We start from the raw sequence: 22,850 nt of genomic DNA, 5'->3' as shown, positions 1-22,850 counted from the left end.
GCGTTAGACAGCTGCCAACTCGCGTTTGTCTGACAATTGGCGGGCCTTCCTCAGCCACTTTGTCAGTGGCAGAACACGATAAATCGGAGGAATCTATGACAAGCTCATCCGTGACTCGCGACGGGTCCCGATGGATGCCGGAATATCTGAATTCGATCTACCCTGCGATGTGCATCGGCTGCGGTCGCTGCTTCAAGGTTTGCTTACGCGAGGTCATGCATCCCCACGGCATCGATGAGGCAGGTGACATGCTCGGTGTTTGCGATGGCGAAGACGACTTTAATGGTGAGCTCAGTCGCGTGATCATGGTCATTGATTATCCCGGCCGATGTATCGGCTGCGGAGCGTGCGCCCGCGTCTGCCCCAAGAACTGCCAGACTCATATCGCCGTCGATCATCGTCCAGTGCACGAATCTTGAATTCCGTTCCGAGCGGTAAAAGGCGCCGGCGACATACAAAGTGCGAGACAATCGCATCGGTCGAACGCGCGGAGAAGGCAGCATGGCAGCTTTGCGTGAAAGTAAATCCGGAAATGCGACGCGAAGCTCTTTCTGGGCATCCAATCTGCTTCGGAGGCAGTGGTTACTGGAAACACCACGTCGAAAACCGACGACCAGAGATAGGAGGCACTGAAGTGTGCATCAAGCCGCGACCTACTTCTCCGAAAGTGAGGTGATTTCTCAGCGTCGCCGAAAGCAACTGTCGCGACTTGAGAAGATCAGGCATGGCCCCGCGAATTAAGTGGAACTTTATCGTGAAACAATCCGCCAATCTTTTCCTGCGCCAGACCCAGTCCCTGGGGATGACACCGCAACTGATGCAATCCATCCAGTTGCTGCAGATGACGCATTTTGAACTCACCCAGTTCATCGCCCAGGAAGTGGAGAAGAACCCGCTGCTCGAATTTCCGTCGAATGACGGCGAGGCGGGCGGCGAACGCGGCGATGCCGAAGATGGAGAGTATGCTCATCAGCCTGAGGATGCCGGGTCGGATGACGGTTACGACAACCGGACCGAGGCGCTTTCCAGCGACTGGTATGACAATGGCGGCAGCGCCAGCACGAGCCGGCTGAACGACGAACTCGACGCCAATTACACCAATGTCTTTCCTGATGACGGTGCCCCGCAGCGCCTCGATGCGCCGGAGCTCGTCAGCCAGTGGAAATCGATGCCGGGCAGCGGCGAGGGCGCCGACTACGATCTCGATGATTTCGTCGCCGGCCAGGTGTCGCTGCGTGATCATCTCGCCCAGCAGATCCCCTTCGTCCTGCCTGACATGGCCGACCGGCTGATCGCGCAGAATTTCGTCGACCAGCTCGACGACTGCGGTTATCTGCAGGCCGATATCGTCGAGGCGGGCGAGAGGCTGGGCACGAGCCTTGCACAGGCCGAACGGGTGCTCGCCACCCTCCAGAGCCTCGATCCGCCGGGTGTTTTTGCCCGCAGCCTCGCCGAATGCCTGGCAATCCAGCTCAGGCAGAAGGACCGATACGACCCGGCCATGCAGGCTCTGGTCGAAAACCTCGAACTGCTGGCCCGGCGCGATTTTGCCACGCTGAAGCGGCTCTGCGGCGTCGACGAGGAAGATCTTCTCGACATGCTCGGCGAGATCCGTCAGCTCAATCCCAAGCCCGGCAGCGGCTTCGAAGCGGGTGTTTCCGAAGCAATCACGCCGGATGTAGTCGTCAGGCCCGCCTCGGACGGCGGCTGGCTGGTCGAGCTCAATCCGGATACGCTGCCGCGCGTGCTGGTCAACCAGTCCTATTTTTCCCGTGTGACGAAGAACGGCGAGGACCACGCCTTCCTCTCCGATTGCCTGCAGAGCGCCAACTGGCTGACGCGCAGCCTCGACCAGCGGGCAAAAACCATCATGAAGGTGGCAAGTGAAATCGTCCGCCAGCAGGACGCCTTCCTGCTGCATGGCGTCGACTATCTGCGCCCGCTGAACCTGAAAACGGTCGCCGAGGCGATCAAGATGCATGAATCCACCGTCAGCCGCGTCACGTCGAACAAATATATGCTGACGCCGCGCGGCCTCTTCGAACTCAAATATTTCTTCACTGTCTCGATCAGCGCGGTCGCGGGCGGCGACAGTCATTCGGCCGAGGCCGTGCGTCACAAGATCCGTGCGCTGATCCTGCAGGAGAGCCCGGAGGCGGTGCTTTCCGACGACGATATCGTCGACATGCTGAAGAAGGGCGGCGTTGATCTCGCCCGCCGCACGGTTGCGAAATACAGGGAGGCAATGAACATCGCCTCTTCGGTCCAGCGCCGCCGCGAGAAGCGGGCGCTCGCCAAGCTCGCAGGCTTCTGAGTCCCTTGCCAAGATCGCGGGAGCTGCTGCTGCCGCAATGCGTCGTTCTCCGTGTTCGGCTACGCAAATGTTCCATACTTTAGAAAAAACCAATGTCTGACCGAGGACGAGGCGCCGCTGAACCGCGATAAAAGCCCCTTTGGGCTTTCCCTCCAAGTGCGTTTGTGGCCAAGCTAGGAAATGCGTTTGACACGCCGCTCATGCCCAAGGTCCGGAGCATGGGTTTATGACAGGTTCAGCGTTCGAAACGTTCCAGCATCCTCTTCAATTGTGCATTTTGCATTTGAAGCTTGCGTGCCAACTGGTACCGGAGAAGCCTGATTTCTTCGTCGAGATTGATTGCATCGCCGAAAGCGGTGGGAGCGGGTGGGACAACGACTGCAATAGTTTCCGGTTTCTTGCCCCGCATGCGCTTTCGCGTTTGACCTTCGCCAACTCGAAAGACTTTTGGTTCTGCATGCGCGGCTGTATCGGCCTCATTGGACAAAGCCGGGTCAGCCGCTTCCAGGGGCCTGGCGCTTTCGACATCTGCGGTATCGTCAACAATGCTTACCGCTTCCTCGGCATGATGCGGGTCCACTGACACCGCCTCGCGTTCTTCGTGAATGAAGGGCTTTTCGTTGGCCGCACGATCCACGGCGCTCAACCGATTGTCGGCCGGCGCTTCAGTCAGCTCGGCGATGGATGATACGTCCGGCTTCACATCATCGGTCGAGCCGCGTTCTTGCTTCTGCTGGCGTCGCCGTGACACCAGCCCAGCAAGAAGTTTCCATGGAGACGCCATTTTATTCGACCTCGAATTCTACTGCGTATGCAAACTGCGAGCAAAAAACGTCGGCGGCAGAAGGATCCGCCGCCAAAATATTCACTTCAATAAGCATGAGAGTGCGGCCAGCGCGTGACCGTCTGCTGCCGATCAACCGAGGTTCAGTCGCTTTCGCAGATCGGCATTTTCAGCGCGGAGCTTTTCCGCCAGCAGCTTGCGCAGTCTCTGGTTTTCCTCTTCGAGCTGCAGAAGATCCGCGATCTCATCAACTGCCGCCACCGACGGTGCCGCCGCTGTCGACACAGCCTTCGGAGCACGTTTGACAGGCGCGCGCTTGGCACTCGGCGTACCTTCGTCAGGCTTTGCCTTACGTCCTCTTTTTTGTTTTCCAACTGCGGCACCCGAAGCAACTGCCGGTTCCGCCGAAACGGTGACTGGGGCCGTTGCAGGGACCACCTTCTTGGCGCGAGGTTTGCGCACCTTCTTCGGTACATCGGGCGCCGCGGCGGCCGGCGTGTTAGCATTGGTCATCGTATCGTTTTCGTCGGCCATTATGGTCTCCTGTAAAGCCGATGCATTTTTCTCCTGCTCAATCGGCAGTGTCAATAACGGCCCGGCCTGTTCTTCTCCGGATACAAGCATCTCGCTACTTTTTGCGTGAGGAGCTAGTGACATAAATGGCATTGCCTCGTCCTGCAGATCTTGAGCAACGGACTTGAGATCGGTGTCTCCCCAAATCGAGTTCGGTTTGGAATTCAGTTTTCGCCGACCTGATTTGAACTCCACGGCAAAGCTGCGCTGCACTTTTTTCACTTTAAAGAAGCCTCTGGTGTCTGTGGTAATTTTTCAGCGACGTCTTCAGCCATCGCAACAAGCCTTTCAGATAACGACTGCCGTCCATTCGGTCTATCCTTTTTAAGTATTCGGCTCACACGCGGCTCCAATCGCAGAAAACCACTTATGGACGCAACCGTGACAAAACGATCGAATCGCAGCCGTCGGATTTAGTTCCGTTGACGCCGCTCACTGTGACTGATTCTTGTGACTACTTCGCGTTTTCGCCGGCCCCGGCACTCGTCGCACGAAGTGCACAACTCTCTACGACCCACATGGCGAGCGATTGCATCGAGAAGAGGCTGACGACCCCACCGAGGTCTTAGGTGATGGATTCAAAAATTCGGGCTACTCGTTGCAGCAAGACCCTTGAACTTGGAAAACCAATTTCGATTGGATTGAGGTCGGGCGAATGGCGGGCAAGACGAGGAGCCGGGCGCTTTTTTTCTTTGACCAATTGATTAGCCTGTCGCTTTTGTGGGAGCCAACGTTGTCGACGATGAACGGGTGACCCTCAGCGTCAGTCAGGGTGTGGCACGGCGTGCAGAGATGTGATGAATGGAGTTACGCCGCGGCGCATTTATCAGACGATGATCCGCAGGCGTACTGATCCTCAGACGCCGAGCGCGATTTATTCGGGCGGTATCGACCGGCCGAGCCGCTTGCGGAAATCCGGGTACTTGCGGGTGATCTTTGAAAGAAAAGCTGGGGAAGCACGCCGGTGGTTGCCGCGTCAGATGCTCCTGCTTTGCAACAAAAATCAGCAATCGGCCTCCCCCTAGAAATTCAAGACAATGCGATCTCCGCTCAATTTCTTCTGCACGGACCGTAAGTCGCAGTCCCGGACGGCCCGATTAACCGAGATTCTCCACGTCCAACTTACGACATTGTCGTCACCTTTGTCGGCTTCGCGAAACGCATTCGTCTTCGCCCAATCACGTATTTTCCGCTAGGAAGTTGAAATAGCAGCAATTTATTGTTCGTCGGCTGTATCATCCTGGTTGGCACGAATCTTGAGAGCTATTGCGAGGCAGCGGAACGGCCGCGGCATCCGCGTTGCGGGATAACCTCATTGGGCTGAACACATGAAGGGACACAAACTATGGCGGGAAGTGGCGGAACTGGCAACTCGCCGAGAATGTCGGCAAGTCCCAAAAGGGGGTGGACGTGCTCGCCGGCATCCGCGACGAGGATGTCGATGTCGGAGCGGCGCCGAAGACGTATCATGCTTCACGCACGGCCAAGGCTTTCTGAGCTCGAGGCGATCTGGAGATTAAAGATGTCCAAAACAGAACCTAAGTGTTTCGTTGCCGTCATACATCATCAGGAAGCACGAAGGAGTTCATCATGCCGTTGACCAAGACGAACACCAACAACGCAATTCGGGGAGGAGTTACCCCGAACCATGAGCAGCGGAATGACTGTAGCGCTGCCATTGCACAAATCACTTTCGCCGATCTGGGACGTGGGGCTGGCACACTGCATACCGTGGGCGTTGCCCGTGTCGACATACAGGGACGAACCGCGGCGGGTGATGCGAACATCCAAGTCCAGATGGGTGGACGTACGGTCGCTGCTGCAATGATCTTCAATTCCGTGCAACAGACGACGGATCCCGCCAATCAAAGGGGAGCGGCCAACGGCACCATCTCGGTGCTCCGTCAGAGCATGGACAGCGGGACGGTCTGGAATTTGACAGGAACGCTTCCATGACAGTCTAGCGCGCAGCAGGCTGCGCTGCGACAAACAAGTTGAGACTCAGCGTCAATCAGGATGAGACTCGGCGGCGGGGGTGTGACGAAGGGAGGGCGTAGCCCGACCGGAGTTACACCCCCGCCGCGGTGCAATTTTTCGGCGTCTCATGATCGCGGTTGGGCCCCGTAGCGTCGGTGATTTTCTGAGAATGGAGAATCAACTTTGTGCCGGGTCGCCATTTAACCGATCATCAGACGAGGCTTTTTATGAAGTACCGACAACACAGCGTCTCCCATCGCAGACCAAGCCGCCGCGCGACCGGCGTCGCCCCGATCCCCTTGAGCACATCTTCGACGCCGAGATTGTTCCGCTTCTCAAGGCCGCGCCCGGCATCCGAGCAGTCGCCGTTTACAACGAGATGCTGCGGCCTCATCCAGAGTTGTCAGAAGGTGTTCGCCGTACGATTGAGCGTCGTATTCGATCATGGCGGGCTGTTCACGGTCAGGAGCAGGAAGTGATCTTCCGTCAGATGCACGAACCCGGTTAGGACTGTCGGATTTTACCGACATGGGCAGCCTCGGCGTGACGATCGCCGGCCAATCGCTCGATCATCTGCTTTATCACTTCCGGCTGGTCTGGTCGGGCTTCGAGCATGCCCATGTCGTCCTGGGTGGAGAGAGCTTCGTCGCTCTGGCCGAGGGGTTGCAGAACGCCCTGCGGTCGGTTCGGCCGCCTTCCGCAACCTCGATGCCGACGCCAAGGTCGATCTGACGCAGCGCTACGACGAACTGTGCGCTCATTGCCGCATGATACCGACGCGCAACAACAAGGGCGTCGCGCACGAGAACGGCTCGATCGAAAGTTCCCACGGCCATCTCAAGAATGCATCCGCGATGCTCTGCTGATGCGCGGAACAGGGACTTTGGCGACCTCGGATCCTATCGCGCCTTCATCGATGAGATCGTCAGCCGTCGCAATGCCGCACATGGCAAGCGCATCGATGCCAAGCGCACGCATCTGCAAGCTCTTGCCGATCGTCGTACCACCGACTTCGAAGAGGTCATCGTCACCGTATCGAGCACCGGCGGCTTCGCGTTGCGCAAGCTCTTCTACACCGTGCCTTCCCGCCTGATCGGCCACCGGCTGCGGTGTGTCTGTTCGACGATCGCCTCGACGTCTTCATCGGCGGCACGCATCTGCTGACACTACCCCGAGGCCGCCCCCATGCGAGTGGCAAGCACGATCAAGTCGTCAACTATCGTCACGTCATTCATTCCTATTGAGCGAGTCCTTCAAGAAGCTTACTGGACGATCAATCGTAACAGCTGTTCGGTTCCCATGTTTTCTCCCCACCCCAATCGGTGATCGTCTTTCCATGGAGACTTTTGTGGTTGCCGTCCGTGGCCCAAGAAGTTTTAAAAACTGCGCCGGAGTTAGAACAGCATCCCGTTGAAGCGCGACCCGTGAGTTTCTGCACCCATCTTCCTTCAAGAGTTGCAGCGGTGGAAGAAGCTGTTCAACGATGTCAGCGCGGCGCATCGCATATCTTTTCTAGAATCCTTAGAGCGGATGCGGTCCTTCGGATCCTCGACGCGTCGAAATCCGCGTCGTTCTCTAGAGCTGTCACCTCGGCCACAGTCAAACCAGTGGTTTCTGCGACGTCGTCCAGCGAATAGCCGCGAGCCAGGCGAGCTTCTGCAAGCAGAGCGCCAACGGACGGGGCAGCTGGGGATTTCGCAATCTTCGGGACCATGTTCATGTCGTTTAGGGCTCCTTTTGGCGGCCGGAAAACGTGCATCCGTTTTCTAGTTCCACCGCTGCCGACCGCGTCCGGCAACGGACAGTTTCTTCGATCTCCGCGGGCGCTCTTTCTATCAGTTTGTGCAGCGGAGTACAGGTCTGACGCGACCAGGGCGGACAACCACCCTTGCATGGCAGCGGACGAGAGGTAACCCAAGCTCACAGCTGCGGCGCACACTCACGAAGGCCCACAAGCAGCTTCCGATCTGGCAGGAGCGTTCGCCCCGGAAGGGGGCTCGTGGGAAGTGGTGTACTGATCATTTCCAAGCGGCGAGCGATGGACAAACATTCGAGAATTGCCTCGGCGTGATACGCTCATGGCCGGCAGGTTTGGCCAGAGCGTGTGCGAAACCTGCCGGGCGCTGTTGATCGGCCGTCGTCTTGAAGAGATCGCCGAAGAACGGCGCATCGGGATCAAGCGCGGCCTGAGCTCAGGGGTCGTTCATAGTCTTGGCACCTTGGAGGTTGTGGATCTTCCAACGCCACACAGGATGCGAGCAAACTCCGCGTCCTGCGTGGCGTCGACGCCGCCCACGACGACCTTGCTCATATCCTTGCCGGTCTTTTGAAACGGCTGATCATACCGTGGTGCCTTGCGGCCCACGGATTTGGGCGTGCGCAGTCAAGCATGGGTTGAGAACGGCGCAGTTGATGACGCCTTCGTCTGCTGACCGGGCCGCGACCTCGCCCGCAGACGCCGCCCGAGGATGGACTTGTATCGTGCCGTTTCGACCAGCGAGCGTTTGCCGTACCCGTTAGAGATCTGCCATTTCATCCGGCCGCCAAGATATGAAGCGCGATGTATATAGTAACATATATTACAACGTATTCCCCAACTTACGCGTTTTCGAAGCGGAAAGTAAGAGCTGACAAATTGGAAGAGATATACTTTAACATATATCCCACACATCTGTTGCGTTGTTCGTCGTTTTCGTAAAGTGTCCTGTTATGATGAGTTACGATAGTGCAACAGGAAAATTCTTTCCGATGAATCCTGAAATCTTGCCGGCGACGTCATCGTCGGGAGGCTTGCACAAGGAGCACGACGACATGGATCACCAAAAGACATCAGCCAAGCGTCTTGGCTATTCGCATCTGCGGCTGGCAACCATCGACGGCGTGTCGCTGCCTGGTCTACAATTGTCACTCGACCGGAAGGAGGGCTCTGCGTCGCCGAAGAAGACCTTTTTCCAACAATTGCTCCTCGATTTTGCTGTCGGTTGCGAGCTATTTTATCCGCTCCAGCTATATGAACATTCCGCAACGAGGGAGGGGCGACAAAGGCGCTGAACCGTTAAGCGAGAGTTACGATATATGATGAGGAAGATTCGGACCGGCCGCCATGTTCCTCATTTGAAATCCACGTCTATCGGGTTTCCATATTACAGGGTGGAAGCGCCGGCTCGGTGGCCAACGCTTGCAAACTCCAACAACAGGTCGGCGAGCGGATGGAGGATATCATGAACGACCTTGATGCGACGCAAGCAAAGGACGGCCCGGGCACACAGGCTTCAACAGGTGTGAACCAGCACGGCAGGAACATCGGAAGATGGTAAGAAAGTCTATCGGGAACCCGACCGTTAAACGGTACCCGCAAGGCGCAGTTCAAATCTTGCGGCCGGTATCAAATACGCTGACAACGCGCGGTCGCCACCAAAATCAACGAAACTTGACGCGCAGGGTTCGCCCATCAAATTTACTGCAGAAAGGATTTCGTTCTCCGTGTCATTTTGTTCTTCGAAACGCATTCGCATCGCCGCACTTGCAGCGACTGCCATCGTGCTGGGCACCCAGATCGCAATTGCGCAAGAACCGTCTATAGGGTCTCAGTGGCTGAACTCGCCGACATCTCGAGTGGAAGCGCTTGCGGTCCTTCAGACCTTGAATGCCAATCTCCTGAGTAACGCCAGTGCTACGTTGACCCTTGATCGCTGGTGCGCCGCGCACAAGCTTGCACCGGAAGGTTCCAAGATTGTAGCGCAGCGTGTGGGCGGGCAAGACAAGCCGGCCGATGAGCACATCCGTGAACTTCTGACCGTCGGACCCGGTGAGCTGATCGCTTATCGCCGCGTCCGCCTGGTCTGCGGCGACCGCGTCTTGTCGGAAGCCGACAATTGGTATGTACCCGCAAAATTAACTGCAGAGGTGAATCAGACGTTGAAGACCAGCGACATCGCGTTTGGCAGAGCCGTTCAGGCTCTTAATTTCACTCGCACAAACCTGTCTGCCAAGTTGCTCTGGTCCCCTCTATCCGAAGGCTGGGACATGGAGGGCTTAATAGCGCATCAAACAAGTTCCCTTAGCCTGCCGCCGTTCCTGCTCGAACATCGTGCTGTACTGAAACTTCAGGACGGCACGCCGTTTAGCGCCTTGGTCGAAAGCTACACGGACAAAGTACTAGACTTTCCAGTTCCGCGCCTGCTTTCTCAATAGCGCTTCGGTAACTCGGTATAGGCGGCGCCGTCGCCATCGTGGCTAGTGCCCGAATCCTTCCACAGCATTCGTCGCTGAATGGACAGCGATCTGCCCTCACCGCGTTACGCGGATCTTCGACAGCGACCGCAACGGTCCGGTCGCCCGCTCTTAACCTTTGGCTTCCAACTCCACAGGCTGCAGAACGTGTCCGATCCTCGCTCGCACAACACCCTGTGCGGACTTGATCAGAGCGACTCGGCACGCGGCGAACCATCGAGGCGGTAGGCCAGTCCGATGCCGCGTGGATATGCCATCCGTCGTCTAAATGCTCTGTCTCCTCCTTTGTTCATCAGTTCATGCATGTGCTTTCGTCATCAAAGTCGGAAAGGAAAAATCATGACCAAAGAGCTTGAAAACGAACATAAGAGTAGACCCACTTCCTCAGCGTGACGCTCTCCAATTGGGGTGGGCCGGCACTGATGGCGTCGGATGATCAAGACCGCGCCAACCTTTTCCTCAAGCGCCCTTATGCGCTACGACACTGCCGAAGGCGTGATCCCGTGGTTTTTACGCTTTGACTGTCGATCACGCCCGCAGACGGGGAGGCTTCCCGGCCTTCCAGTTCACGCGTCGCCATTACAAGACGATGATTGATCCGACCCCACAGCCCTGTCGCTCGCCATTCGTAGAAGTATGACTGCACAGTTGTAAAAGGCGGAAAATCCCTGGGCAGCATCCGCCATTGGCACCCAGTCGCGGCGATGTAAAGCAACGCATTCACGACCTCGCGAAGATCGGTACTGCGCGGCCTGCCCAGCCGCCTCGGTTCAGGCAGGCAAGGCGAGATCAATCCCATTCCCGGTCCGTCAGATCGCTTGCATACCGCATTGCCCGTCGGGCATATTGCCGACGGGTGAAATCAGTCCAGCCCATTGTGGTCTCCGTTCGTCCTAAGCAAACAAACAGAATCACAACGGCCTGGTTTCACTCAACTCTTTTTCGGTCAGGCTCTAAGACACCTGATGATAGACAACGGAGGCCGCCAAAAATGACTACTGTTTTGCGAGACAAGTTCGAAATGCTGTCGAACATGACGCCCTCGCTCATAGACGGCGAGTATGTGTTCTGCTCGATACCTAATGATGGGAGCAAAGTTCACGATCTGAATCCGATTGCGACATTCCAAGAAAGGGAAGGCTTGGCAGTGGTCCTTGAGAAAGGAGAAGCCCACGAAGCGGGGTTCGAAACTTCGCTTGCGATGCGCCAGATCACCCTCAACGTGAATTCTGCGCTCGACGGCGTCGGCCTTACGGCGGGCGTCGCTGCCTGTCTCGCAGACGCTGGCATTCCGTGCAACATGGTGGCAGCATATCACCACGATCACATTTTTGTGCCGACGGGCTTAGCTGACCGAGCATTGCATCTGCTGGCAGCATTGCAAGCCGAGTCTGCACGGGCGACGCGCAAATATTGACGAACAGTTAGTCCCCGCACATAACCGGCGAGGCAGCAATAATTTCGCGGGCAAGGGGCAGCACGAGCAGACCGGGGCGTTCCTCGCCGAGAAGGCCCGAAGACCGACGCTATGTGCGCGATCATTGTTTTCGCTAAAAGCTGTGCGCACTCGCCTGACACCGACAGCACATCGAAGTTGTTATAGGGAGGACGCCAGTAGATAACATCGGCCTGGTTCGGGCAATCCACGATCTTTGGAATACGGGTGATTTAAAGCTGTGCGATCAAATGTACGCTTCGGATTGTCGCACATTGGCCGGCGAGTGCGCATGAACTGACAAGGGGGGCATCAGAGGCTACGCCATGTCTATGCCTACCACGATCTCACAGCCAGTTGCTCGCGGCGCCTCAGCCGATGATATACGGCCCATCGCAATCACCATTGCCTTCGCCACATGATGATCCTAGTTTCGCGCCGCGACGCTCCGGCGCCTTAGACCGCATGTTCGTGGGGAGAAAGTGGCCCGCCCCCGCGGTAAGCTGATTTCGGGGGGTGCTCTGGATAGGCCGGAGCCTTGCCCCAAGCTTAGCGAGGGCGAACCATGACAGACGATAGCGTAATTTTCATTGGCTTGGATACGTCGAAGTGAAAGATTTCGGTGGCCATTGCCGACGGATCCCGCAACGGCGAAGTGCGGTTTTTGGGCGACATCTCCTCGGAGCCGACCTGGGTGGCCTCAATGGTCAACAAGCTTTCCAAGCGCGGTTCCAAGCTTCACTTCTGCTATGAGGCTGGTCCCACGGGTTTCGTAAGGACGTATTTGGCCCTCTCCCGTGATTGCAGAGTTCGTGCGATGTCTTATCGTCGCCGAGCCGCCCAATTCCCTCGAGATGACGTTCCTCGCGCCAAAGAAGAGGGGCACCTCGAAGCGACGGAACGATGACCTAGAAAAGCCAGAGGACCGTTAGCGCTGCGCAAGGAACATGTTCTCGTGGGGCTAGGGAACTCATACGCTCAGCGTAATTCTCAAAGATGCCAGTCGCAACTCTCCATGCGTTGAAACGAGGTGGCGACATGCCGGCACGTTTGTCAATGCCTTCTCGGGAACGACGCTCGGCCGCCATGAGTTCGTCGTCTCCACTCACCACTCACCACTATGGGAAAGAGGTGCTGCTTTTTGCGCGTTCAGGCCAAAAACCAGACCGTCAATGAAAATTCCTGCTCTTCACCTTCAGCGTATCGATATGAAGGTCAGGCACGAACATGTCTCGCGCGGCCATAACCGACTTCGGTTTGTCCCGTGGATCGGGTCCGCCACCTCTGGCGAATTCATCAGCACGGCCGGCTGGAAGGTTGAACTCTTCATCGCGATCGGCAAGGCCCGTCAGGTCGCCTGACAGGTCGAACAGCTGCTGGGCGACAAGATGCACGACCTCCCCTTCCCGTTGGATCCGGCCATTGATCGCCATCATCGAGGATCCGAGAACGACCCGCCGCCGCTTTTCGAACAGCGTCGGCCAGACGACGAGGTTGGCCGGCCCGGTCTCGTCCTCGATGGTGATGAACATGACGCCCTTGGCCGATCCGGGCTTTTGCCGCACCAGCACAAGTCCGGCGGTATAGACCCAACGCCCGTCCCTCGAGTTCATCGCCTCGGCACAAGTGATAATGTTGCGCACTGATAAATCCTTGCGTAGGAAGGCGATCGGATGCTGCCGCAATGTCAGTCCGGTATGACTATAGTCCTCGATAACATTGTGCCCGTCCGTCATCTGTCGAAGCAGGACTTCAGGCTCCCGCTGCTCGGCGATTGCAGCCCTCTCCCGTTCGGCAGCCGCCGCAAACAGCGGCAGGGGTTCGTCGCGCAGCGCCTTGATCGCCCAGAGGGCGTCCCGGCGTTCGAGCTTCAGCGACGGCAGAAAGGCATCGGCCTTGGCAAGCTGGACGAGCGCCTCCGATCGCACGCCGGATCGTCGCCACATATCATCGACAGAGGCAAAGATGCTGTTCATGCGCGCCGCGACGATGCGCGCGGCGTCAGCGACCGCCAATCCTTTCACCTGCCGGAAACCGAGCCGTACGGCATGGCGACCAGAATTGCCGATGCGCTCCAGCGTACAGTCCCATCGGGACCGATTGATGCAGACCGGCCGCACCTCGACGCCGTGGGCTCTCGCGTCGCCGACAATCTGCGCCGGCGCGTAAAATCCCATCGGCTGCGAATTGATGAGCGCCGCACAGAAGGCTTCCGGATAATGGCATTTGATGTAGCTCGACGCATAGGCGATCAATGCGAACGACGCCGCATGGCTCTCCGGGAAACCATAGGAGCCAAAGCCTTCGAGCTGCGAAAAGGTCTTCTCGGCGAATTCCGGCGTGTAGCCATTCCTCACCATTCCCGATACCAGCTTGTCCTTGAACCGCGAGACGCCGCCTGTGAACTTGAAGGTCGCCATCGACTTGCGAAGCTGGTCGGCCTCGCCGCCGGTAAAGCCGGCACAGACCATCGCCACCCTCATCGCCGACTCTTGAAACAGCGGCACGCCCAGCGTCTTGCCGAGCACCGCCTCAAGCTCCGGCGTCGGATACTCGACCGCCTCCTTGCCTTCGCGCCGGCGCAGATAGGGATGCACCATGTCTCCCTGGATCGGGCCTGGCCGGACAATTGCGACCTGCACCACGAGGTCATAGAAGGTTCGGGGTTTCAGCCGCGGCAGCATTGCCATCTGCGCGCGGCTTTCGATCTGGAACGTGCCGAGCGTATCGGCCTTGCGGATCATCGCATAGGTCGCCTGATCCTCTTGTTCGACGGCAAGGTCAAGTGTCCGACCGTTGTGCTCTTCGATGAGCTTGAACGCTTTCGCCATGCAGGTCAGCATCCCAAGCGCCAGAACATCAACCTTCATAAACTTCAACGCCTCGACGTCGTCCTTGTCCCACTCGATGATCTGCCGGTCCTTCATCGTCGCCGGTTCGATCGGCACGAGATCGTCGAGCCGATCATGGGTGAGGACGAAGCCGCCCGGATGCTGGCCGAGGTGCCGCGGGGCGCCCATCAATTGCTGCGCGAGTTTCAAGGTCAGCACGAGACGCCGGTCGTCTGGATTGAGATTGAGCTCGCGGACATTGCGATCGCAGACCTCCTCCGACCAGGCCCACATGCCCGAAGACAGCGCCTTGATCACGTCTTCCGGCAGGCCGAGCGCCTTGCCGACGCCACGGATCGCGCCGCGCGCCCGGTAGCGGGTCACGGTGGCGCAGAGCGCTGCCTTTTCCCGTGTATAGGTGCGATAGATCCACTGGATCACCTCTTCGCGCCGCTCGTGCTCGAAATCGACATCGATATCCGGCGGCTCGTCGCGCTCCTGGCTGACGAAGCGTTCGAACAGAAGATCGTTTGTCGAGGGATCGATGCTGGTGATGCCGAGAATGTAGCAGACGGCGCTGTTGGCGGCAGAACCCCTTCCCTGGCAGAGGATACCTTCAGACCGCGCATAACGCACGATCGAGAAAACGGTCAGAAAATAAGGAGCGTATTTCATGGTGCGGATCAGATCGAGCTCGTGCCGCACAACCTTCAACACATCAGGCGGTAGTCCTTCAGGATAGCGATCGGGCACGCATTGCCAGACATAATGCTCCAGCGAGGCCTGAGCATCCTTGCCCGGCACGATCGCCTCCTCCGGATATTGGTAGGTGAGTTCCTCGAGCGAGAATTTACACCGACGGACAATCTCCATGGTTCGTGCCAAGGCCTCTGAATATCGGGGAAACAGCCGCTCCATTTCTTCCGGCGGCTTCAGATAGCGGTCGGCATGGCGCTCGCGCTCGAAGCCGACCTCGTCGATCGTCGTGCGGGTCCGAATGCAGGTGACAATGTCCTGCAGCTGCCGTCGACCTGGTTCATGGAAGAGGACGTCGTTGGTGACGACCGTCTTCACCTTGAACCGCGCGGCGAGATTGGAAATCTCATGCAGCCGCATCTGGTCGTTCTGCCGGCGCCGGAGGCAGAGCGCCACATAGGCCCGATCGCTAAACACCTCGGCCATCTTGCGCAGCTGGATTCCACAGGCGTCATCCGGCAGATCCGGCACCAGGATGCCGATCATGCCGTCGTTGTATGCGACGACATCGTCCCAGTGCAGGATGCAGTTGTTCTTGCCGCCGCGCGATTTGCCAAGTGTGATCAGTCGCGTCAGCCGGGAATAGGCAGCCCGATCGGTCGGGTAGACCAGCAACGACATGCCGTCTTGCAGATCAAGCCGGCAACCGACGACCAAACGCAAACCGGTGGCACGGGATGCTTCGAGTGCCCGGACAATCCCCGCCAGCGAATTGCGATCGACCACGCCGAGGGCTTCGATGCCGAGAGCCTTGGCGGTTTCGAACAATTCCTGCGCCGAGCTTGCACCGCGCAGGAAGGAAAAATGGGTCGTGACCTGCAGCTCGGCATAACTCATGCGAAGATCCCATGCATGAACCAGCGATGGCTTCCGGTTTCAGGATCGATGCCATCACCGGAGCGAAACACCCAGAGACGCTCGCCGGCCTCGTCTTCGATGACGAAGTAATCCCGCACCGCCTCCATCTCAGCGTCGCGCTGCCACCACTCGCCAAAGATCCGTTCCGGACCATCGGCCTGCTTGACCTTCCGGCGCCTGCCGCGCCAGGTGATCGAGACCGGCGGGCGGTCCGGCAGCAAGGCGATGGCCTCGATCAGTTCGGGACGGACCAGCAGCCGCACCGGCCGGCGCCAATGACTGACCCAGGTGACCTCGACCGGATCGGCAGCGGGACTGATGCGCTGGACGGAGCGCTCTGGCACGTCGGATGCAACGGGTGCCACCCGATAAACACGCTGGCCACGGTTGCCGTAAATATCGATCAGCGGAGTCACGTCCTTCACTTCCTCCTCGACCAGCGAGGAGGATTTCTGGCGCTCCTCCAGCGGCTCGACTATGACCGCAACCAGGGTCAGCTTCTCGATCCCGAAGCCGGGCTCGATCTTCTCCGTCCGGTCGCGAAACAACTTCGTCAGCCAGGCGACATCGCGCACCGGCTTCACCGTGCCGGCGCGGATTGCCTGCCGCGTGCCGTCGACCTTGTCGACGATCAGGTCGGCGCGTCGAACACCGAGGCCGCGTTTCTGCAGCTCCTCGATCAGCTGCACGACCGAGCGGCCGACATATTTGTTGATGGTCTCGACAGCACCGATCGGTTCGGCAAAGGCGCGACTGACCTCGACGAGCTCGGCGGTGCGGATCGGATCGATCGGTTCGCAGATGCGTCCGAACATCTGGTCGAGCCGCCGGCCAATCTCCGGACCGAAACGAAGCGTCAGCGGCGCGCGCGGCGTGTTGGCCAATTCGCCGATGGTCTGGAAGCCGAGCGTGCGCAGATCGCTGACGACTTTCCCGGGAAGGCGCAGCAACGATATCGGCAGTCTTTCGACGGCGCGAACAGTCTCACCTGAAGGCACGATGACCGTTTCGCGGCTGATGGCACGCGCACAGGCGTGGGCCGCACCCCAAGTGTCGGCGATCGCGACACGGGGAGTGAGTTTCTTGGCCAGGAACTGATTGGCGATCTTCGTCACCATGGCGAGCTCGCCGCCCTGCAGGTGGTCGGCACCCTCGGTGTCCATGACGATCCCGTCGATCCCATCGACCGCGACAATCGGAGAATAGAGCGTCAGCGCCCAGAGAGTAATGCGCTCGAGTGCTGCGGCATCCATTGTAGAATCCGCCTCGACCAGCATCAGGCCGCGGAACAGCGCCTGTGCTTTGGCCGAGGGCATGCCGACATGAACGCCGGCTTTCCTAGCGGCTGCGTCGGCGGCCGCTACCCAGCGTTTCGAGCCGCTCCTGGCGATCACGGCGATCGCCTGTTCAGGCGGAATAGACGGATCGGCGCGACGAATGCGATCCGTCGGCAGATCCGGAAGATAGATCGAGACGACCCTTGTCATCGCACGCCCTCACGAGAAACTCAGCACATTCACCCGCTTTCACGCGCATCAATTCCAGCAACCATTGGGCTCGTCCGACACCCGGCACTGGCAATTCCTCCGATGGCATGACGCTCACCCGCCATCGCGTGGTCGAAGCCGTCGGCTGCCCGAAATCATTGGCCTCCGTCTGCCGTCGCCAACGCCGGACGGCAAGCGCCATGGTGCCGGTGCGCTCAGCCGCCAGCTGCAGCCGCCGCGAGCTGACCATCGGCAGGCGAACGAGTTCACCGACGACGGCGCCGAGCCCACCAAAGGATAGCCCCTCCTCCATGTTTGCCAGAACGTCTTCCTCCTTGTCGGATTCGACAAAGATCACCCGGTCGGGGTGGAGTCCGACCTGAGCGAGCGCGGGAAAGAACAGGTCGGGGCGCGTCAGGCACCAGACGATCGGGCCTTTGGTGCGTGCTGCTATCCCTGCCGCACACAGGGCTGCCGCCGCACCGTCCACTGTGCCCGACCCGCCGCCGGCAAATTCATGCAACGCCCCGAAGGATAGACCACCTCCGGGCAGGACTGCATCGATTTCCGGCACGCCGAAGGACAGACAGCCAGCCTTCCTGGCTGACACGCCCTCCAGCGAGGCGATGCGCTCGCGCAGATCGGAAATCACCCTTTGACGGGCAGCAGTCATCGTTCACGGCTCCCTTCGAGGTCGTGTTGGCGGCCGACATCATGTCGAACAAAATGCGGATGTTCTCTTTCTGTTCCCGAGCAGCAAAAGAGTCAAGCAACCGGAGGGATGGGAATATTATCCTGAACATTAGAAATCAGCAGAATACTCATGGAAATCAGCTGAATAGCGGGCGGCGGATTTTTTTCCGAGCGTTCGCAGGCGCTAATCCCTTTGTGTGAATTGCAGGGACAAGTCGAGATGGTCACAGTGTCTTTAAGATTTTTCTGCTGAACTGTCGGGATGCCGAAGCCTCCGAGATCAAAACCCCTCCTTCGTGACACCGAGGCCCCGATCCGTTCCCGGCCGCGCAAGAAGCGAAATCCGGCCCAACCACAGCTGCTCTTCGATCCCATGCCCGAGCGCGTCGAGCCTGCGCTGGCGCAACTGAAGGCTCATCCACCAAAGGGTAACGAGTGGAGCTGGGAGCTGAAATGGGATGGCTATCGCCTTGCCGTTCATATCGAGCCGCAGAGGATTAGGATCCTCACCCGTGGCGGACATGACTGGACACACCGGTTTCCAGCGATAGAACAGGCCGCACGAGCGCTCGGGCCGGCGACGATGATCATCGATGGCGAAGCCGTCGTGTTCGACGAAGAGGGCCGGCCGGATTTCGGGCTATTGCAGCAATCGCTGGGCGCATCCGGCAAACAAGCCGGCAACCGGGCATCCGACGCTGTCCTTTACGCTTTCGATCTTGTTTATCTGGACGGGCACGATCTGCGCGGTGTCGAATATCGGTCCCGCCGACACCTTCTCGAGGACACGTTGAACGGCTCAATGAGTGACCAGGTCGGCGCCGTCAGGCTATCGGAAGCACTGGATGGCGACCCAGCCGTCCTGCTGGAGCACGTCTGCCGCCTCGGCTTGGAAGGCATCGTCGGCAAGCATCTCGATCAGCCCTATCGCTTGGGCCGGACCGGAGATTGGGTGAAGGTGAAATGCGTCCAGAGCGAAGCGTTCTTTATCGTCGGCTATGAGCGGTCGACAGCATCCCCTGCCGGCTTCGGCTCGTTGGTGCTCGCCGCCTACCGCAATGGCGATCTCGTGCATGTCGGAAGCGTCGGCACGGGCTTCAGGGAAGCCGAGGCGATCCGATTGCGGAAGATGCTGGACACGCTTCGATGGAAGCGAAAGCAGCCGCCCCTGCCTTATTCCGGAAGCGCAGACGTTGTCTGGGTCGAGCCAACCCTGATCGCTGAGATCGAGTTTCGCGCATGGACGACAGACGCCAAACTCCGCCATCCGTCCTACAAGGGCTTGCGAGAACGCCAGGACAATGCCGATGTCTTCTGCCTCGAGTAGCGAATTCGGTACCATCCGCTAGATTGGTCACCATTCGAGCTCGGCGGAGTGGATATCCAGCATGTGCAACCTTTATCGCATGGAAGACAAGGACTGGGTCGCGAAATGGGCCCAGGACGCCGAAAGCCTGATCAACCTGATGCCGGCCTACCAGATGAACCCCGATCAGGTGGGGCCGATCGTCCGCAATACCACTGAGGGAAAGAAGCAACTGGTCCATGCGCGCTGGGGACTGCCCTCGCCACGTTTCGCCCTTGAGAGGGCGGCCAAAGCCAAGGCGGAGAAACTTGCGGCCAAGGGCAAGCCGTTCGATCTCGAAGAACTGATCCGCATGGAGGCCGACCGCGGCACGACCAACGTGCGCAAGCTCAGTTTTCCGCACTGGAAACGATGGTTCGGCGTCGAAAACAGATGTCTCGTCCCGGTCACCAGTTTCGCGGAACCGGATCCGGCCAGCCGGCAAGATGGCGGCAACGTGCCGAATGCCTGGTTCGCCCGCGACGAGCAGAAGTCGCTGATGTTCTTTGCCGGCATTCATGTGCCGCAATGGCAGAGTGTCAGAAAGGTCAGGGACGGCCTTACCACCGACGATCTTTATGGATTTCTGACAACGGATCCCAACGACCTGGTGAAGCCGATCCATGAGAAGGCCATGCCCGTCCTGTTGCTGACGAAGGAAGAGACGGACAACTGGATGCGGGCGCCCTGGGACGAAGCAAAGGAACTGGCCCGTCCACTACCCAATGACGCGCTGATCATTTCGTCGCGCGAGCCGTACGGATCGACGATTGTCTCGAAATCCGGAGAGCTGGTGGAACAGGGCGGTCTGCTTTGACGCCTGAATCCGGACTTGAATCGGAAAACGAAAAAGCCTGCCGCGGGAGGAGGTGCGGCAGGCTTTCCAAAAGATTGAACAACGGCTGGGAGGAGGAGTGCCGCTGTTCCGTCAGGCTTCCCTTGGGAGGAGGAATGGGTCGCCTGAGACACGAAGCTCTGCGGGAGGAAGTGCATTGCTTCGTTGAGGTGAAGATACCAGAGGCTGCCGCGACCGCCAGCGCTCAGATCGCAGAGCAGTCATGCATATGTTGCAATGCAATATTTTCCCTGTGCTCATTTTTCGGCCATTATGAACGCGACGCGGCTTTCGCCGGACCAGGCTCGAAACCGAGAACGAATTCGATCACCTTAGCGGAGGAGATTTCGCACGGCTTTAGCATCGATCCAGGTCCAGCCAGTCGATAGAGGTTGAAGCTGACGATATCGGTTCCGCTAAGCTCCTCGCCATAGCGCCAAGTCCGCTTGCCGTCCTCCGACCGCTTGACGGTCACGCCCCATGGTCGATTGCCAAAATGTCCGTCGACATAGCCGTCCGGCAATTTCGCAAGCGCGTCTTCGAACGTCGCCTGAATTAGTGGAGGTGCATTGCCACCCGCGTTCACGGTGCCATGCATTCGTCGCAGATCCCGCAGCCATCGTCATCCATGCTCGAGGCCGGACGTAACCTTCGACAGCACGGACATGTCGTTGCATCCGGTGCACACGTTTCATCGCGGTCCGGCGGAAGAATTTCAATATAGAATTCCGGCAGCATTTCGGCCGCGTTTCGATCCATGGCGATGCTCCAGTTCGGGGTTACACCAGAGATAGTAAGCTTCGAGGGCTGCACAAGCGGGCAGAGATGCCGTGAAGAACGATCCAGTTCGAATACGGTGTCACAATTGAGCGCCTTCTTGACGATCGCAGCCTGACCTTGTTCATTCGTGCCATGTTCAAACCCGCAAACGCCGTGCAAGTCAGAGTTTCCATCGACGAGATGAAGCCGGACGTTTGGCGCCGATTGGTCCTGCCTGTTCATTGGAACCTGGAGCATCTGCATCTCGGTATTCAGGCAGCATTTAACTGGTGGAATTATCACCTTTATGAATTCCGCATCGGTGGTTTACGGTATGGCGACGTCGAGATCCTGACGGAGGATTCGACCGATGACGATCCTCGGGTGTTCGACCAGAGCGAGGTGCGCTTGCTGGACTTCGAGCAAGGTGCCGTCTTCAGCTACCACTATGATTTCGGGGATGGCTGGCGACACACGGTCGCGGTCGAGGAGTTCTTGACGCTCGCCGCTACGCCAAAACACGGGAGCTGTGTCGCCGGCGAAAGGGCGCGACCGCCCGAAGATGTTGGTGGCGTATCGGGGTATGAGCGTTTCCTGGAGATCATCGCAGATCGGGACGATCCAGAATATGCTGAAACCACCCGGTGGTGCGGCGGCTATTTTGATTCCGAATGGTTCGACCTGTCGATGGTGGATAAGGATGTTCGCAACGCTCTGCGCTCAAACGTTAAACGGCGTCTGTATCAACCGAAACCGAAAACAGTCCCGAAGAAATGAATTAAGTGCAGGTTCGAGTTGGGCGTCTTGATGAAATCGAGCCCACACCCAACTGCTCACAGAGGGGGCTCATTTCAGATTGCACATCCAGGTAACATCGCCCGGCCATCTAGGACCGACCAATTTGGGGCCGTTATCGGACTGACCGGTATCGGCGAGGAATTCAAGAGTGCTGACATCCAACATCCGACAGGCACGCAGTCCGCGCGGCATTTCGCGCAGGTTCAATCGAATACCGGGGTAGAAGTGCAAATCAGCGAGAGCCTCTTTTATGTGCCTTATTTGGTGGGCTTGCTGGGTTTGAGGGACGGTGTATTCCCTGGGGTGCTTTTGTTATCACGGCGGCGCTGATCCGGTTTCCCTGTGGATTTCGCTATCGGCTTTGGTCCGGGTTTAAGTGCCATGAATGCTCTCCTTTTTTGATTTAAGAAAATAAGCTTGCGCGTACCTTCTGACGGGGGCTTAGGACACAACAATACTATGTAATAGTCCACACTAGTTCTGGCTGAAGTCAAGGCCCAATGTATATTCATACAGTAACAACACCCCACGAAAATCGGCAGGCGAGGCCGGAGGCACGTTGCCTCACTGTCCCTGTCAGTGGCGGTGAGGGCGATCGGGTTATTCCGTATGGACGAAGTTTCTGAGCGCCTGCAGTCGGCCAGAATTGGCGTCAGCGTCGGCCGGTCACGTTGATTGAGGTGCTGCTGCCTGTTTCAGGAGCAAAGCCTGCCCCCTGCGCTGTCCTTCACTATCAGGGCGGCACACCGACCGGCAGCTCTCTGCGCATTGCTGCCGTTTGTCTAGGATGCAGCGAACGACAGCTCCCCGCCCTTCTTGGTCGTTCGCGTCGGCGCGTGCGAACGACGGCTTTCAGGACGGTTCGGGATCCGCATGAACGACCGATTTGAGGGCGCGAGGCCGACGTTCGGCGCTGGCCGGACTATGCCGGACGGACTTCTTCGCCTTGAACAGATTCGAACCTTTGACCCGTGATTTCGAAGTCAAAGGCGTTGATTTCCTTAATCCTTCGGTTTGGCTCGCGAACTTGCCCGTGTGGCTGCCAGCCTTCCCAGGCCACGAAACGCGACCTTCAAAATCGTGTTAGCCTTCGGGCGTCGGCAGCCAGATCGATCCCTTTCCCGGCAAGGCGTGACCAAGATCACGTCAGGTGAGACCTTTCTTATCAGCCG

17 protein-coding genes and 4 pseudogenes are annotated in these 22,850 nt (G+C 58.4%); 11 read left to right on the top strand and 10 right to left on the bottom strand.

What is annotated here, in order from left to right:
- Positions 1–95: 95 nt before the first annotated feature.
- Both fdxB and rpoN read left to right on the top strand, forming a co-directional pair.
- Positions 96–419, top strand: coding sequence for a ferredoxin III, nif-specific (gene fdxB / locus GR197_RS16395; RefSeq protein WP_164011325.1), 324 nt, complete (start codon positions 96–98; stop codon positions 417–419).
- 335 nt (positions 420–754) lie between these two features.
- Complete coding sequence (rpoN, locus tag GR197_RS16390; RefSeq protein ID WP_131711141.1) at positions 755–2,314, top strand: RNA polymerase factor sigma-54; 1,560 nt, start codon at positions 755–757, stop codon at positions 2,312–2,314.
- Between the two features lie 235 nt (positions 2,315–2,549).
- Here rpoN and GR197_RS16385 read toward each other — a convergent pair whose 3' ends face one another.
- Positions 2,550–3,098, bottom strand: a complete 549-nt coding sequence (locus tag GR197_RS16385; protein ID WP_164011323.1) for a hypothetical protein — start codon at positions 3,096–3,098, stop codon at positions 2,550–2,552.
- Positions 3,099–3,230: 132 nt separating this feature from the next.
- Positions 3,231–3,893 carry a transcriptional regulator gene (locus GR197_RS16380; protein ID WP_017991538.1) on the bottom strand — a complete coding sequence of 221 codons (663 nt, stop codon included), beginning with the start codon at positions 3,891–3,893 and terminating at the stop codon, positions 3,231–3,233.
- A 1,368-nt stretch (positions 3,894–5,261) separates the two neighbouring features.
- On the opposite strand from GR197_RS16380, the gene GR197_RS16375 reads away from it, so the two are divergent.
- Complete coding sequence (locus GR197_RS16375; RefSeq protein ID WP_003551739.1) at positions 5,262–5,627, top strand: hypothetical protein; 366 nt, start codon at positions 5,262–5,264, stop codon at positions 5,625–5,627.
- 206 nt (positions 5,628–5,833) lie between these two features.
- A pseudogene (locus GR197_RS16370) lies at positions 5,834–6,886 on the top strand (IS21 family transposase); the annotation flags it as partial.
- 248 nt (positions 6,887–7,134) lie between these two features.
- On the opposite strand, the gene GR197_RS16365 reads toward GR197_RS16370, so the two are convergent.
- Together GR197_RS16365 and GR197_RS32865 are read right to left on the bottom strand one after the other, a co-directional pair.
- On the bottom strand, positions 7,135–7,368 hold the full coding sequence (locus GR197_RS16365; protein ID WP_131604703.1) for a helix-turn-helix domain-containing protein: 234 nt from the start codon (positions 7,366–7,368) through the stop codon (positions 7,135–7,137).
- Positions 7,369–7,955: 587 nt separating this feature from the next.
- Positions 7,956–8,190 (bottom strand): annotated as a pseudogene (locus tag GR197_RS32865) (hypothetical protein); the annotation flags it as partial.
- A 206-nt stretch (positions 8,191–8,396) separates the two neighbouring features.
- On the opposite strand from GR197_RS32865, the gene GR197_RS16360 reads away from it, so the two are divergent.
- Positions 8,397–8,699: a hypothetical protein gene (locus GR197_RS16360; protein WP_017991543.1), complete on the top strand. Its 303-nt coding sequence runs from the start codon at positions 8,397–8,399 to the stop codon at positions 8,697–8,699.
- Between the two features lie 290 nt (positions 8,700–8,989).
- Here GR197_RS16360 and GR197_RS16355 read toward each other — a convergent pair whose 3' ends face one another.
- On the bottom strand, positions 8,990–9,187 hold the full coding sequence (locus GR197_RS16355) for a hypothetical protein (protein WP_164010883.1): 198 nt from the start codon (positions 9,185–9,187) through the stop codon (positions 8,990–8,992).
- Between GR197_RS16355 and GR197_RS16350 the strand changes: the two genes are divergently transcribed.
- Positions 9,132–9,842 (top strand): hypothetical protein, encoded by a 711-nt coding sequence (locus tag GR197_RS16350; protein WP_020486867.1) that lies wholly within the window; start codon positions 9,132–9,134, stop codon positions 9,840–9,842. The genes GR197_RS16355 and GR197_RS16350 overlap by 56 nt on opposite strands.
- Before the next feature lie 535 nt (positions 9,843–10,377).
- Here the strand turns inward: GR197_RS16350 and GR197_RS16345 are convergent.
- Positions 10,378–10,757: pseudogene (locus GR197_RS16345) on the bottom strand (IS5 family transposase); the annotation flags it as partial.
- Positions 10,758–10,872: 115 nt separating this feature from the next.
- Here GR197_RS16345 and GR197_RS16340 point away from each other — a divergent pair.
- The gene (locus GR197_RS16340) at positions 10,873–11,298 is read left to right on the top strand and encodes an ACT domain-containing protein (RefSeq protein ID WP_003551151.1); all 426 of its coding nucleotides are present in this window, start codon (positions 10,873–10,875) and stop codon (positions 11,296–11,298) included.
- A gap of 634 nt (positions 11,299–11,932) precedes the next feature.
- Positions 11,933–12,139: pseudogene (locus GR197_RS32755) on the top strand (IS110 family transposase); the annotation flags it as partial.
- A 346-nt stretch (positions 12,140–12,485) separates the two neighbouring features.
- Here GR197_RS32755 and GR197_RS16330 read toward each other — a convergent pair.
- From GR197_RS16330 to GR197_RS16320, 3 genes are read right to left on the bottom strand one after another with little or no spacing between them, the layout of a single operon-like run.
- Complete coding sequence (locus GR197_RS16330) at positions 12,486–15,740, bottom strand: error-prone DNA polymerase (protein ID WP_164011321.1); 3,255 nt, start codon at positions 15,738–15,740, stop codon at positions 12,486–12,488.
- On the bottom strand, positions 15,737–17,248 hold the full coding sequence (locus GR197_RS16325; protein WP_164011319.1) for a Y-family DNA polymerase: 1,512 nt from the start codon (positions 17,246–17,248) through the stop codon (positions 15,737–15,739). Before GR197_RS16325 ends, GR197_RS16330 begins: the two co-directional genes overlap by 4 nt.
- Positions 17,169–17,921 (bottom strand): ImuA family protein, encoded by a 753-nt coding sequence (locus GR197_RS16320; RefSeq protein WP_164011317.1) that lies wholly within the window; start codon positions 17,919–17,921, stop codon positions 17,169–17,171. Before GR197_RS16320 ends, GR197_RS16325 begins: the two co-directional genes overlap by 80 nt.
- A gap of 282 nt (positions 17,922–18,203) precedes the next feature.
- Between GR197_RS16320 and ligD the strand changes: the two genes are divergently transcribed.
- A complete protein-coding gene (gene ligD / locus GR197_RS16315) occupies positions 18,204–19,268 on the top strand; it encodes a non-homologous end-joining DNA ligase (RefSeq protein ID WP_164011316.1) in 1,065 nt (354 codons plus the stop codon).
- 61 nt (positions 19,269–19,329) lie between these two features.
- Positions 19,330–20,103: an SOS response-associated peptidase family protein gene (locus tag GR197_RS16310; protein WP_164011314.1), complete on the top strand. Its 774-nt coding sequence runs from the start codon at positions 19,330–19,332 to the stop codon at positions 20,101–20,103.
- A gap of 289 nt (positions 20,104–20,392) precedes the next feature.
- On the opposite strand, the gene GR197_RS16305 is transcribed toward GR197_RS16310, so the two are convergent.
- A complete protein-coding gene (locus tag GR197_RS16305; RefSeq protein WP_164011312.1) occupies positions 20,393–20,719 on the bottom strand; it encodes a hypothetical protein in 327 nt (108 codons plus the stop codon).
- Positions 20,720–21,033: 314 nt separating this feature from the next.
- Here GR197_RS16305 and GR197_RS16300 point away from each other — a divergent pair, with 314 nt between their 5' ends.
- The gene (locus tag GR197_RS16300) at positions 21,034–21,657 is read left to right on the top strand and encodes a plasmid pRiA4b ORF-3 family protein (RefSeq protein WP_164011350.1); all 624 of its coding nucleotides are present in this window, start codon (positions 21,034–21,036) and stop codon (positions 21,655–21,657) included.
- Positions 21,658–22,850 lie beyond the last annotated feature (1,193 nt).

This window comes from Rhizobium phaseoli, assembly GCF_010668805.1.
In the GTDB taxonomy this organism is placed as follows: Bacteria; Pseudomonadota; Alphaproteobacteria; order Rhizobiales; family Rhizobiaceae; genus Rhizobium; species Rhizobium phaseoli_A.
Note: the sequence above shows the minus strand (reverse complement) of the source record. Positions and strands in the feature narration are given on the sequence as shown.